Here is a 12,779-nt window from a genome sequence, read left to right as displayed (position 1 = left end):
TCCCAGCGGTAGCTGGGGGAGGCCTGCAGGCCATACCGGGTCAAGAGGCGAGGGGACCCACACACCACGGGACGGCCCCACGAAGCGAGAGCCCACCCCACCCCCGGACGGAACCACCCCGCCCCACCCACCTGACTGTCACTCAGATCTCTGTCAACACCGCGTCTGGGCGGACGGCCGAATTCCGCCCATGATGCGGCCATGACACCTCAGCTGACGCGCCGTCACCTATTGGGTCTCGGCGCCCTCCAGACCGCGGCCGCCCTCGGCTTCACCCGGGTCGGCCTGTCCGCCGCGACCGCCGCCGAGCCGCCCGCCGTCGACTACGCCCCCGCCGTGGTCGTCGGCTCCGGCTACGGCGCCGCCGTAGCCGCCCTGCGCCTGGGCCAGGCCGGCGTGCGCACCGTCGTCGTCGAGATGGGCCGGCTCTGGGACACCGCCGGCGCCGACGGCAGGATCTTCCCCGCCACCACCGCCCCCGACCAGCGGGCCATGTGGTTCCGCAACCGCACCGAGGCCCCGCTCGCCACGTTCCTGTGGCTGGACGTGGTCAACCGCAACATCAGCCCGTACCCCGGCGTCCTCGACCGGGTCAACTACGGCGACATGTCCGTGTACGTCGGCCGGGGCGTCGGCGGCGGCTCGCTCGTCAACGGCGGCATGTCGCCCACGCCCCGGCGCTCGTACTTCTCCGAGGTGCTCCCCACCGTCGACGCCGACGAGATGTACGGCACCTACTTCCCGCGCGCCCGCCAGATGCTCGGAGTGAACGACATCGACCCGGGCTGGTTCGAGTCGACGGAGTGGTACCGGTTCGCCCGCGTCTCGCGCAAGCACGCCCAGAACACCGGCCTGCGGACCGTCTTCGTCCCCAACGTCTACGACTTCGGCTACATGCAGCGCGAGGCCGCCGGCCAGGTCCCGAGGTCGGCACTGGCCGCCGAGGTCATCTACGGCAACAACCACGGCAAGAAGAGCGTCGACAAGACCTACCTCGCCGCCGCCCTCGGTACCGGCAACGTCACCATCGAGACCCTCCAGCGCGTGGTCGCCGTACGCCGCGAACCCGACGGCCGGTACGTCCTGACCGTCCGCCGCATCGACGTCACCGGCAGGGTCGTGGAGACCCGCGAACTGGCTTGCAGGCAGCTCTTCCTGGGCGCGGGCAGCCTCGGGACCACCGAGATCCTGCTGCGCGCCCGCGAGACCGGCGCCCTGCCCGCCCTCAGCCCCGAGGTCGGCACCGGCTGGGGCACCAACGGCAACGTCATGACCGCCCGCGCCAACCACCTGTGGGACACCGTCGGCGCCAACCAGGCCACCATGCCGGCCCTGGGCATCGACGACTGGGACAACGCGGCCAACCCGGTCTTCGCCGAGATCGCTCCGCTGCCCATGGGCATCGAGCACTGGGTCAGCATGTACCTGGCCATCACCAAGAACCCGGAGCGCGGCACGTTCACGTACGACGCCGCCACCGACTCGGCCCGGCTGAACTGGCACATCAGCCAGAACCAGCCCGCGGTCGCCGCCGCCAAGCGCCTCTTCGACCGCGTCAACCGGGCGAACTTCACCATCTACCGCTACGACCTCTTCGGTGACAACAAGGCCTTCGCGGACACCTTCACGTACCACCCGCTGGGGGGCTGCGTGCTGGGCCGGGCCACCGACGACTTCGGCCGCGCCAAGGGCTACTCCGGCCTGTACGTCGTCGACGGCTCGCTGGTCCCCGGCTCGCTGGGGGTCAACCCGTTCGTCACCATCACCGCGCTCGCCGAACGCAACATGGCCCGGATCCTGGCCGAGGACCCGCGCTAGCGGGACCCCGGACCGGACACCGGGCCACGAGGGGCGCACACCGGGGGACTCCCGGCGGACCGGGGCGCAGCCCCGGCGGCACCAGGGCGGTCAGCCCCGGTAGAGCGCGTCGATCTCGTCGGCGAAGTCCTTCGCCACGACGTTGCGCTTGAGCTTCAGCGAGGGCGTGATGTGCCCCGACTCCTCCGTGAACTGGGAGGGCAGAATGCGGAATTTCCGCACCGATTCCGCCTTGGACACCGCGGCGTTGCCGTCGTCGACGGCCTTCTGCACCGCCGCCATCAGGTCCGCGTCCTCGCGCAGCGAGGCCGCCGTCGAGCCGGCCGGCTTGCCGTTCTCCTGCGCCCAGCGGCCCAGGAACTCCTCGTCGATCGTGACCAGCGCGCCGACGAACGGCCGGCCGTCGCCGACCACCATGCACTCCGCGACCAGGGCGTGCGCCCGGATGCGGTCCTCGATCACCGCGGGCGCCACGTTCTTGCCGCCCGCGGTGACGATGAGCTCCTTCTTGCGGCCGGTGATCGCGAGGTAGCCGTCCTCGTCGAGGGTGCCCACGTCGCCGGTGTGGAACCAGCCGTCGGTCAGCGCCTCGGCCGTGGCCGTCTCGTTCTTCCAGTACTCGCGGAAGATGTGCTCGCCGTGCAGCAGCACCTCGCCGTCGTCGGCGATGCGCACCACCGAGCCCGGCAGCGGCTGGCCGACCGTGCCGATCTTCTGCCGGTCCCACGGGTTGAAGGCGGTGGCCGCGCAGGACTCGGTGAGGCCGTAGCCCTCCAGCACGTTGAAGCCGATGCCGCGGAAGAAGTGCCCCAGGCGCTCGCCCAGCGGCGCGCCGCCGGAGATCGCGTACTCGCCGCGGCCGCCCAGCACCGCGTGCAGCTTGCTGTAGACCAGCTTGCTGAAGACCTTGTGCTTCAGGCGCAGCCCGAAGGACGGGCCGCCCGGCGCGTCGAGCGCCCGGCTGTAGGCGATCGCGGTGTCCGCCGCCTTGTCGAAGATCTTGCCCTTGCCGTCGGCCTGCGCCTTGGCCCGGGCGGAGTTGTAGACCTTCTCGAAGACCCGCGGTACACCGAGGATCAGCGTCGGACGGAAGCTCGCCAGCTCGTCGGTGAGGTTCTTGATGTCCGGTACGCAGCCCAGCCGGATCGGCGCCAGCACGGAGGCGATCTCCACCAGGCGGCCGAAGACGTGGGCCGCCGGCAGGAAGAGCAGTACCGAGCACTCGCCCGTGCGGAACAGCGGCTTGAGGCGCTCGACGATGTTGCCGCACTCCGCGAAGAAGCTGCGGTGCGTGAGCACGCAGCCCTTCGGGCGGCCGGTGGTGCCCGAGGTGTAGACGATGGTGGCGATGTCGTCGGCGTTCGCGAGCGAGGTGCGCTCGTCGACCAGCTCGTCCGAGACCTGCGCGCCCGAGGTGCGCAGCTCCTCGACGCCGCCCGCCTCGATCTCCCACACGTGGGCCAGCTCCGGCAGCCGGTCGCGGACGCCCGCCAGGGCCTCGCGGTGCGCGGGGGACTCGATGATCGCCGCGCGGGCGCCGGAGTCGCCGAGGATCCACTGGATCTGCTCGGGCGAACTGGTCTCGTAGACGGGGACGGTGATCGCGCCCGCGGTCCAGATCGCGAAGTCGATCAGCACCCACTCGTAGCGGGTGCGGGAGACCAGCGCGACCCGGTCGCCCGGCTCGACGCCGGCGGCGATCAGGCCCTTGGCGACCGAGCGGACCTCGGCCAGGAACTCGGTCGCGGTCACGTCCTGCCAGACGCCGTCGACCTTGCGGCTCATGACGGCGGTGTCGGGATGCTGAGCGGCGTTGCGGCGGATGAGATCCGTCAGATTCCCGTCCGACGGGACCTCGTACAGGGCCGGAAGGCTGAACTCGCGCAAGACTGCTGCTCCTCTGGGGCGCCATCGCCACGATGTGGACCGACCGGACGTTACCCATCGGTAGTGGGTTCCCGATAGGGGGTCCTGGCCAGATGTTCCGTGCGTCACACGACGCGGCCATTCCCAGCCGACAGTAGTCCACCCGATTTGCGACTCGGAAGTAACCGCAGGTCCGGCGCCTCTACCCGCCCACAGGGCACCCGGCCTAGGGTGATCCGACGGACACCGCACGCCCGGCCCGAGGGTGGGGATCCGGCCGGATCCGGCCGATCCGCTTTGCCACAGGGACGGCCGCGGGCGCCCTGGACCACCACTGGGGCACTACCACGAACACCGGCACCGGCAGCCCGCCGGTCCGACCACGGAGGCGACCGCGAGGACGCCCCGCACGCACACAGGAGGGGGAGCGTGAACGCGAAGAGGAAGACCCGGGTCCATGTCGTGAGCGACGTCCACGGCAACACGGAGGCCCTGGCCCGGGCCGGGGACGGCGCCGACGCCCTCCTCTGCCTCGGCGACCTCGTCCTCTTCCTCGACTACGCCGACCACTCCCGCGGCATCTTCCCCGACCTCTTCGGCGCCGAGAACGCCGACCGCATCGTCGCACTGCGCACCGCCCGCCGCTTCGCCGAGGCCAGTGCCCTCGGCCGGCAGCTGTGGGCCGGCATCGACGGCGACCGCGAGACCGTCATCGAGGAGGCGGTGCGCCGCCAGTACGCCGAGATGTTCGCCGCCTTCACCACGCCGACCTACGCCACCTACGGCAACGTCGACATCCCCAAGCTGTGGCCCGAGTACGCCCGCCCCGGCACCACCGTCCTGGACGGCGAGCGGGTCGAGATCGGCGGCCGCGTCTTCGGCTTCGTCGGCGGCGGCCTGCCCTCGCCGATGCGTACCCCCTACGAGGTCGACGTCGAGGAGTACGCCGCCAAGGTCGAGGCCCTGGGTGAGGTGGACGTGCTCTGCTCGCACATCCCCCCGGAGATCCCCGAACTCTGCTACGACACCGTCGCCCGCCGCTTCGAGCGCGGCAGCGCCGCCCTGCTGGCGGCGATCCACCGCACGAAGCCGCGGTACGCCCTCTTCGGCCACGTCCACCAGCCGCTCGCCCGCCGGATGCGCGTCGGGTCGACGGAGTGCGTGAACGTGGGGCACTTCGCGGCGACCGGCCGCCCGTGGGCCCTGGAGTGGTGACCACGGGCTGCACCGGGGGCACGCGCGGTGACGGTTCGCCAGCGCGGTAGCCTTCACGCGTCGCCCCACGGCGCACCACGTCACGAACCCAAGCCCCTGGCCCAGTACCTGGAGGAGCCGCAGCGATGGCGGAACACACCAGCTCCAGCATCACGATCGACGCGGCCCCGGCGGCCGTCATGGCCGTGATCGCAGACTTCGCCCGCTACCCGGAGTGGACCGGCGAGGTCAAGGAGGCCGAGGTGCTGGCCACCGACGCGGCGGGCCGCGCCGAGAAGGTCCGCCTGCTGCTCGACGCCGGCGCCATCAAGGACGACCACACCCTGGCCTACACCTGGACCGGCGACCACGAGGTCGCCTGGACCCTGGTGAAGTCCCAGATGCTGCGCGTCCTGGACGGCTCGTACCGGCTCGCCCCGATCGCCGGCGGCAAGCAGACCGAGGTCACCTACCAGCTGACCGTCGACGTCAAGATCCCGATGCTCGGCATGATCAAGCGCAAGGCCGAGAAGGTCATCATCGACCGGGCGCTCGCGGGCCTGAAGAAGCGCGTCGAATCCGGCGTCTGAACCCCTAGGGCACTCCCGAGCATGCGCACCCTCCTCATCACCGGCCCCGGCGGGGCCGGTCGCACCACCGTGGCCGTCGCCACGGCCCGCGCGGCCGCCCTGCGCACGCCGGGACGCCGCGTCCTGCTGGTCACCGAGGCCCCGGCCGAGGCCGTCGGCGCCCTGCTCGGCGACGACCTCCCCGCGGGGCTGTCGCTCGCGCACCTCGACCCGGACGCCACGTTCCGCGAGGAGCTCGGCGCCCTCCAGGAACGCGGCACCACCGTCCTGAACATGCTGGGCGCCCGCCCCCTGCAGGCCGAGGAGCTCACCGCCCTGCCCGGCGCCGAGCAGTTCGCCCTGCTGCGGGCCCTGCGCCGGGCCGCCGAGAGCGGCGCCCACGACCTCGTCGTGGTCGACCTGCCCCCGCTGCACCGGGCCGTCGCCCTGCTCGCCCTCCCCGAGCAGCTGCGCCGCTACCTGCGCCGGCTGCTGCCGCCCGAACGGCAGGCGGCGCGCGCCCTGCGGCCCGTACTGGCCCAGCTGGCGGGCGTACCGATGCCCGCGCAGTGGCTGTACGAGACCGCCGCCCGCTGGGACGAGGAGCTGGCGGCCGTGCAGGCCGTCGTGGAGGCCCCCGGCACGGCCGTACGGATCGTCGCCGAGCCGGGTCCGGCCGCCGCCGACGCGGTGCGCGCCGGGCTGCTCGGACTCGCGCTGCACCAGGTCCCGGTGGACGCGGTCCTCGCCAACCGGGTCCTGCCCCGCGGCTCCGCCGACACCTGGCTCGCGGCCCTCGCCGCCCAGCAGGACAAGTGCCTCGACGAATGGACCGCCGAGGGCGGCCCCGGCCACCGGGTGCACGAGCTGCCGCACCTGGGCCAGGACCCGCGCGGTGCCGCCGACCTCGACCGGCTCGCGCCGCCGGAGGCCCCGGCGGCCCCGGAGGCCACCGCTGCCCCGGAGGCCATGGCGGCCACGGCGGCCGTGGTGCGGCCCGAGTGGCCCGTCGAGGACCGCCGGGGCGAGGCCGGCGTGCTGGTGTGGCGCATCCCGCTGCCCGGCGCGACCAAGGACGGCCTGGACCTGGTCCGCCGCGGGGACGAGCTGCTGCTGACCGCGGGACCGTTCCGCAGGATCGTCACCCTCCCCTCCGCGCTGCGCCGCTGCACCGTCTCCGGCGCGGCCCTGCGCGACGGCGAACTGGCCGTCCGCTTCACGCCCGACCCGGCGCTCTGGCCTCGGGGCTGAGCCCCCGGCGGCGGCGCGGGGACGAGGGTCTCGCGCCGCTCTCGCTTCGATGCCGGCCGCCGCGTGGTGTGTGGGTCCCCCTCGCCTCTTGACCCGTCATGGCCTGCAGGCCCTACGGCAGGCCCACCCCTGGGACAAGAGGGCTCCGCCCCTGGCCTTCGGCCACCCCAGGCCCGGGCCTGCCTCCGGACCAGCCTGCCATGACGCCTCAAGAGGCTCCCCCACACACCACGCGGCGGCCACTCCCGCGAGACGGGGACCCGGGTCCGGGGGATGCCGTGCCGTGCAGCGTCGACGGCCGTCCCGCCGGAACCCCGGCGTGCCCGGCCCCGTAACCGGATGCCCCCGTTCGGGTAACGTCGGAGGTGTCAGCCCGCAGCAGCAGCAGGAGTCCGCCATGAGCGAGGCCACCCACCACCCCACGGACGACGACGCCTGGGCCGAGGCCTGCGCCGAGGACCTCGCCGCCGAGAAGGCCCGCATCCGGGCCGAGCAGGGAGCCGGCGACGGAGCCCCCGGCAGCGCGGCCGAGGAGCTGCTCAAGCTGTTCGGCGCGGTCGCCGACAAGGTCGCGGGACTCGGCCACCCGCTGATGGGACCGGCCGCCCAGGGCGCCGTACGCCAGTTCGTCAACCAGGCCAAGTCCGCCGTCGAGCCGGTCATCGAGCGCAATCCCGACGTCTTCGACCACCTCGCCGCCGCCGGGACCGAGCTGCTGGCCGCCTACCGCTCCGCCGTCGAGGGCCACGAGAGCCGCTGGACCCGGACCTCGGGCCCCGGCCGCCCGCCCGGCCCCCGTGACGGCGGCCCGGCCGCCGCGGACGGGGACGGCCCCGGCCGGGACGGCGGGGGCCCCGAGGACGACGGCCCGGGCCCGTCGCACCGCATCGACCTCGACTGAGGCCCACGACCGACGCCGGCGGCGCGCATGATCGACTGCGGCCCGGGCACGTGACGGGTGTCGCGGGGCGTCCCGACAGCACCGGTGCGGCCCCCTGGCTCGGGTACGGTTGGCCGTGGCGGGGTTTGACCGGAAACCGAGGGACTAATGGGACTCACCATCGGCGTCGACATCGGCGGCACGAAGATCGCGGCCGGAGTGGTCGACGAAGAGGGCACCATCCTTGAGACGTACAAGGTGCCCACCCCGCCGACCGCGGACGGCGTGACCGACGCGATCTGCTCCGCCGTGGCCGAGGTCAGCAGCGGGCACTCCATCGAGGCCGTCGGCATCGGCGCCGCCGGCTACGTGGACGACAAGCGCGCCACCGTGCTCTTCGCCCCCAACATCAACTGGCGGCACGAGCCGCTCAAGGACAAGGTCGAGCAGCGCATCGGCCTCCCCGTCGTCGTCGAGAACGACGCGAACTGCGCCGCCTGGGGCGAGTACCGCTTCGGTGCCGGCCAGGGCCACGAGGACGTCATCTGCATCACGCTCGGCACGGGCCTGGGCGGCGGCATCATCATCGGCAACAAGCTGCGCCGCGGCCGCTTCGGCGTCGCCGCGGAGTTCGGCCACATCCGGGTCGTGCCCGACGGCCTGCTGTGCGGCTGCGGCAGCCAGGGCTGCTGGGAGCAGTACGCCTCCGGCCGCGCCCTCGTCCGGTACGCCAAGCAGCGCGCCCACGCCACCCCCGAGGCCGCCCGGATCCTGCTGGACCTGGGCGACGGCACCGTCGAGGGCATCGAGGGCAGGCACATCAGCGAGGCCGCCCGACAGGGCTGCCCGGTGGCCGTCGACTCCTTCCGCGAGCTGGCCCGCTGGGCCGGCGCGGGCCTGGCCGACCTGGCCTCGCTCTTCGACCCGTCCGCCTTCATCGTCGGCGGCGGCGTCTCCGACGAGGGCGAACTGGTCCTGGAGCCGATCCGCAAGTCGTTCCGCCGCTGGCTGATCGGCGGCGAGTTCCGGCCGCACGCCCAGGTCCTCGCCGCCCAGCTCGGCGGCAAGGCCGGCCTGGTGGGCGCGGCGGACCTGGCCCGCCAGGGCTGACGCCCGCGGACCCGTTGCGTACGGTCGCCCGTCGCGCCCCCTGTGGCCGCGGCGGGCGACTGCCTATGTTGGCCCCATGGCGACTGGCGAACTCGACGTGGACCTCCCCGAATCCCGGACCGAGGCGGACGGCTCCGCCGTCATCCGGGTGCTCTCCTACAACATCCGCTCGCTGCGCGACGACGAGGAGGCACTGGCCCGGGTGATCCGGGCCTGCGCCCCCGACCTGGTGTTCGTCCAGGAGGCGCCGCGGTTCTTCCGCTGGCGCAAGCACGCGGCCCGGCTGGCCGCGAAGACCGACCTGGTGGTCCTCGGCGGCGGGGCCACCGCCGCCGGCCCCCTGCTGCTGTGCTCGCTGCGGGCCTTCGTGGAACGCACCGAGGACGTGCTGCTCCCGCTCGTCCCCGGACAGCACCGCCGGGGCTTCGCGACCGCCGTCGTCCGCTTCGGAGGGGCCCGGGTGGGCGTCGTCTCCGCCCACCTCTCGCTCGCGCGGGACGAACGCCGGGCGCAGGCGGGGCTGCTGCTGGCGAAGCTGCGCGAGCTGGACGTGCCGTACGCGATCGCGGCGGCGGACGTCAACGAAGGACCCGGGGGTCCCGCGTTCGGGCTGCTCGGCGCGGAGCTCCAGGACTGCTGGGCGGTCCGCCCGTGGGGATCGGGCCCCACCTTCCCGGCGGCCCGGCCGGAGCGCCGCATCGACGCCGTGTTCGCCTCACCGGCCGTCGAGGTCCTCGGCTGCGGCGTGCCCACCGCCCTCCCGGGCGTCTCCTCGGCGGACCTCCTGTCCGCCACCGACCACCTCCCGGTCCTGGCGGCCCTGCGCCTGCGGGCCTGACGGCGGCGCCATCCCCCGGCCATCCCTCCGGCTGCCCGACTGCGCCGGCGGGAGGGCAGGCGGGGGCTCGCACCGGAGCCGGGGAAGCGGGCGGAGCGGAGCTGCGCACTCGGGGTCATCGTCGTGGTGTGCGCATGCGTCGGCTCGCCCGCCACTCATGGAATCGACATGGGCGAGCTTCACCTCGTTGCGGGAGATGTGCCGCTGGCAGCGACAGCAAATGCGGGCCGTCACGGCGCGATCTCGACGTCGAGCGAACGGTAGAGCTCGCGGATGCCCCGCGCGAGGGGCCGAAAGTACGTCCAGGATCCGAATACGCCGGGCTCCGGCCCCTCTCGCTGATCCGGTCCCAGTCCGCGAGCAGCCGCGCCGCACCTCCACCGTTGCGCGCCACGGCATCGCGGACCTGCTTGCCGTGCCGCAGCAGGCCGTCGGTAAGCCTGGCGGTCTCGTCCCCGGACGGCTTGCGCTCGAACGGCACCAGGGCCCGCTTCACCAAGGCGGCGCCAGCGTTCGGGTCGAGGCGTGTACTGATCACGTTCATGGTTCTCTCCTTGCCGCCGTGGTTCGGTGCGGCAGAGAGAATGCAGTGCCGAGATCAGCGCAAGCGCATCGTCACTCCGCAGTCACTCGCTGACGATCGCGACGAGGTCCACGAGAGCGGACAGCGTGTGCCTCGGCACGTGCAGCCAGTCGGCCCATGACGCCCAGTAGCGGTCGTCGCGCGTGAGGGTCTCGCCCCCGTCCAGCACCACGGTACGGATCACCGGGCCAGCCTACGAGCCTCGATGGACGGAGGTGCCCCTCCTCCGGCCGGAGAAGGGGCACCTCCACGAGATCCGCCCGAGCCGCGCGGCGCCGGTCAGACGACCGCGCCGCGGCCCGGGTCGTCGTCGCCGTCCTCGTCGTCGCCGCGCATCCGGGCGACGAGCGTGGCGAAGCCGCCGAGGAAGCCGCCCACGCCCAGCGTGGTGAGCCACCAGGTCATGTCCCACTGCAGCAGCACCGCGAGCAGCAGCAGCACCGGCCCGCCCACCACCGCCAGCCACGCGAACTTCGCCGTGGTGTCGGCCTCCGGCAGCGCCGGGTCGGGCTGCACGAAGTGGGCCCCGTCGTCGTCCGCGTCGTCCGCGTCGTCGGAGGGCTCGGGCAGCGAGTGGTCGCGCGGGCCCGCACCGACGCCGGGTGCGAACACGATCGAGCTGCCCAGCGGCGGCTTCGGCTCCTGCGCGGGCTTCGGAGCCTCCGGCTCCTCGTCCGGCGGCTCCGGCAGCAGCAGGTCCTCGATCGGCTTGAACGGCTTGGCGCCCGGCGGGTCCGGCGGCTCGGCGCCGTACCCCGCGACGATCGCGGCCCATGCCGCTTCCTCGTCCAGCGGCTCGCCGCCGCCGTTCGAGATCTTGCCGTCCTGCTCAGCCACCGGTGGCCGTCCCCTCCTTGCCGAGCGCGCCGGCCTTCGGAGCGAGCCGGGCGACGAATTCGAACGAATCCTGGAAGATGCGATCCGCGTCATGGTCCAACGTCGCCACGTGGTAGCTCTGTTCCAGCAGCGTCTCGGTCACGTCCGACGAGGAGATCCGGCTCAGCACCCGGGCCGAGTCCGCCGGCGGTACCACGTGGTCCTGCGGGCTGTGCAGCAGCAGCACCGGCTGCGTGACCTGCGGCAGCTCCGCGTCCACCAGCTTCAGGAACTCGCGCAGCGAGTGCGCGGCCCGGGTCGGCACCCGGTCGTAGCCCACCTCCTCCGAGCCCGGCTTCGCGATGTCGCTCGCGATGCCCGGCGCGGAGCGCACGACGTGCTTGACCACCGGCAGCAGCACCGCGAGCTTGTCGTGCACCTTGTTGGCCGGGTTCACCAGCACGATGCCGCTGACCGCGTCCCCGTGCCGGGCCGCGAGCCGCAGGGTCAGCGCGCCGCCCATCGACAGGCCCATGACGAACACCTGCTCGCAGCGGTCCAGCAGCTCGCGCAGGGCCCGGTCGACCTCGGCGTACCAGTCCTGCCAGCCGGTGAGCTGCATGTCCTGCCAGCGCGTGCCGTGACCGGGCAGCAGGGGCAGGGAGACCGTCAGTCCGCGGGCGGCCAGGAACTCGGCCCAGGGGCGCAGGGACTGGGGGGAACCGGTGAAGCCGTGGCAGAGGAGTACGCCGACCTCTCCGCCCTCGTGGCGGAACGGCTCGGCTCCAGGGAGGACGGGCACCAGGATCTCCTGTTCAGGGGGCGGAAGGGGGAACGAAAAGGGGTGCGCTGTGTGTCCCTCACGGTACGCGACCGGGATGACACCGACCAGGGTCGGCGACGCTGCAGACCCTGCGGGCGCGAGCCCGGGCCCCGCAGGGGTTAAGGTCTGATCGACGACACAGGAAGGCTTACGAGTTGATCTACGGCGCAATGAAGTTCTCCATCGGGGGATCCCTGAAGCTCGCCTTCAGGCCCTGGGTGGAGGGCCTCGAGAACATTCCCGCCGAAGGCCCGGCGATCCTCGCGAGCAACCACCTCTCCTTCTCGGACTCGTTCTTCCTCCCCGCGGTCCTCGACCGCAAGGTCACCTTCATCGCGAAGGCCGAGTACTTCACCTCCCCGGGCCTCAAGGGCAAGCTGACGGCCGCCTTCTTCAAGGGCGTCGGCCAGCTCCCCGTCGACCGCTCCGGTGCCCGCGGCGCCGGGGAGGCCGCCATCAAGAGCGGCATCGAGGTCATCGAGCGCGGTGAGCTCTTCGGCATCTACCCCGAGGGCACCCGGTCGCCCGACGGCCGGCTCTACCGCGGCAAGCCCGGCGGCCTGGCGCGCGTCGCGCTGGCCACGGGCGCGCCCGTGATCCCGGTCGCGATGATCGACACCGAGAAGATCCAGCCCCCCGGCAAGGTCGTCCCGAAGCTGATGCGCCCCGGCATCCGGATCGGCAAGCCGCTGGACTTCAGCCGCTACCAGGGCATGGACGGCGACCGCTTCATCCTGCGCTCGGTGACCGACGAGGTCATGTACGAGATCATGAAGCTGTCCGGCCAGGAGTACGTCGACATCTACGCGACCGCGGCCAAGCGCCAGATGGCCGACGCCGAGAAGGCCGCCAAGGAAGCCGCCAAGCACGCCGCGGCCGAGGCCAGGGAAGCCCGGTCCGCCGAGGCGAGGACCGCCGGGTCCGAGGGCGGCGCGGCCGCCGGCGGCGCGCCCGACGCCGAAGCCGACGGCACGGGCACGGCTCACTGACCCGGGTCCGGCCGGCCCGCACCGCGCCGGACCTGCGTTACC

Annotated in this window: 11 protein-coding genes and 1 pseudogene; 8 read left to right on the top strand and 4 right to left on the bottom strand. The window is 73.1% G+C overall.

What is annotated here, in order from left to right; all coding sequences use genetic code 11:
* The first annotated feature begins 201 nt into the window (after nucleotides 1–201).
* A complete protein-coding gene (locus tag IF43_RS0122705) occupies nucleotides 202–1,818 on the top strand; it encodes a GMC oxidoreductase (protein WP_030203703.1) in 1,617 nt (538 codons plus the stop codon).
* Between the two features lie 90 nt (nucleotides 1,819–1,908).
* Here the strand turns inward: IF43_RS0122705 and IF43_RS0122700 are convergent, their stop codons facing one another.
* Entirely contained in the window at nucleotides 1,909–3,705 is a 1,797-nt protein-coding gene (locus IF43_RS0122700; RefSeq protein WP_030203701.1) for a long-chain fatty acid--CoA ligase, read from the bottom strand.
* Between the two features lie 408 nt (nucleotides 3,706–4,113).
* Here IF43_RS0122700 and IF43_RS0122695 point away from each other — a divergent pair, with 408 nt between their 5' ends.
* The 6 genes from IF43_RS0122695 to IF43_RS0122670 all read left to right on the top strand — a co-directional run bounded on the left by IF43_RS0122695 (nucleotide 4,114) and on the right by IF43_RS0122670 (nucleotide 9,526).
* Nucleotides 4,114–4,899, top strand: a complete 786-nt coding sequence (locus tag IF43_RS0122695; RefSeq protein ID WP_030203692.1) for a metallophosphoesterase — start codon at nucleotides 4,114–4,116, stop codon at nucleotides 4,897–4,899.
* A gap of 125 nt (nucleotides 4,900–5,024) precedes the next feature.
* Nucleotides 5,025–5,468: an SRPBCC family protein gene (locus IF43_RS0122690; RefSeq protein WP_030203687.1), complete on the top strand. Its 444-nt coding sequence runs from the start codon at nucleotides 5,025–5,027 to the stop codon at nucleotides 5,466–5,468.
* A gap of 21 nt (nucleotides 5,469–5,489) precedes the next feature.
* Entirely contained in the window at nucleotides 5,490–6,698 is a 1,209-nt protein-coding gene (locus IF43_RS0122685) for an ArsA family ATPase (protein WP_030203680.1), read from the top strand.
* Between the two features lie 397 nt (nucleotides 6,699–7,095).
* Nucleotides 7,096–7,599 carry a DUF5304 domain-containing protein gene (locus tag IF43_RS0122680; RefSeq protein WP_030203679.1) on the top strand — a complete coding sequence of 168 codons (504 nt, stop codon included), beginning with the start codon at nucleotides 7,096–7,098 and terminating at the stop codon, nucleotides 7,597–7,599.
* Nucleotides 7,600–7,746: 147 nt separating this feature from the next.
* A complete protein-coding gene (locus tag IF43_RS0122675; RefSeq protein WP_030203678.1) occupies nucleotides 7,747–8,688 on the top strand; it encodes an ROK family glucokinase in 942 nt (313 codons plus the stop codon).
* Between the two features lie 76 nt (nucleotides 8,689–8,764).
* Entirely contained in the window at nucleotides 8,765–9,526 is a 762-nt protein-coding gene (locus tag IF43_RS0122670; protein ID WP_030203676.1) for an endonuclease/exonuclease/phosphatase family protein, read from the top strand.
* 629 nt (nucleotides 9,527–10,155) lie between these two features.
* On the opposite strand, the pseudogene IF43_RS39730 reads toward IF43_RS0122670, so the two are convergent.
* The 3 genes and pseudogenes from IF43_RS39730 to IF43_RS0122655 form a co-directional block, all read right to left on the bottom strand.
* Nucleotides 10,156–10,293, bottom strand: a pseudogene (locus IF43_RS39730) (HAD family hydrolase); the annotation flags it as partial.
* A 95-nt stretch (nucleotides 10,294–10,388) separates the two neighbouring features.
* Nucleotides 10,389–10,946, bottom strand: a complete 558-nt coding sequence (locus IF43_RS0122660; protein ID WP_030203674.1) for a hypothetical protein — start codon at nucleotides 10,944–10,946, stop codon at nucleotides 10,389–10,391.
* On the bottom strand, nucleotides 10,939–11,727 hold the full coding sequence (locus IF43_RS0122655) for a carboxylesterase (protein ID WP_030203672.1): 789 nt from the start codon (nucleotides 11,725–11,727) through the stop codon (nucleotides 10,939–10,941). The genes IF43_RS0122660 and IF43_RS0122655 overlap by 8 nt, the downstream gene beginning before the upstream one ends.
* Before the next feature lie 191 nt (nucleotides 11,728–11,918).
* Between IF43_RS0122655 and IF43_RS0122650 the strand changes: the two genes are divergently transcribed.
* Nucleotides 11,919–12,737, top strand: a complete 819-nt coding sequence (locus IF43_RS0122650; RefSeq protein ID WP_030203669.1) for a 1-acyl-sn-glycerol-3-phosphate acyltransferase — start codon at nucleotides 11,919–11,921, stop codon at nucleotides 12,735–12,737.
* Nucleotides 12,738–12,779 lie beyond the last annotated feature (42 nt).

Source organism: Streptomyces sp. NRRL S-87 (genome assembly GCF_000719335.1).
Classification (GTDB): Bacteria; Actinomycetota; Actinomycetes; order Streptomycetales; family Streptomycetaceae; genus Streptomyces.
Note: the sequence above shows the minus strand (reverse complement) of the source record. Positions and strands in the feature narration are given on the sequence as shown.

What these genes read in the sequence shown, in the direction of transcription:
- IF43_RS0122705 (WP_030203703.1), top strand. Translation starts at nt 202, where the DNA reads ATGACACCTCAGCTGACGCGCCGTCACCTATTGGGTCTCGGCGCCCTC.
- IF43_RS0122690 (WP_030203687.1), top strand. Translation starts at nt 5,025, where the DNA reads ATGGCGGAACACACCAGCTCCAGCATCACGATCGACGCGGCCCCGGCG.
- IF43_RS0122685 (WP_030203680.1), top strand. Translation starts at nt 5,490, where the DNA reads ATGCGCACCCTCCTCATCACCGGCCCCGGCGGGGCCGGTCGCACCACC.
- IF43_RS0122680 (WP_030203679.1), top strand. Translation starts at nt 7,096, where the DNA reads ATGAGCGAGGCCACCCACCACCCCACGGACGACGACGCCTGGGCCGAG.
- IF43_RS0122675 (WP_030203678.1), top strand. Translation starts at nt 7,747, where the DNA reads ATGGGACTCACCATCGGCGTCGACATCGGCGGCACGAAGATCGCGGCC.
- IF43_RS0122670 (WP_030203676.1), top strand. Translation starts at nt 8,765, where the DNA reads ATGGCGACTGGCGAACTCGACGTGGACCTCCCCGAATCCCGGACCGAG.
- IF43_RS0122650 (WP_030203669.1), top strand. Translation starts at nt 11,919, where the DNA reads ATGAAGTTCTCCATCGGGGGATCCCTGAAGCTCGCCTTCAGGCCCTGG.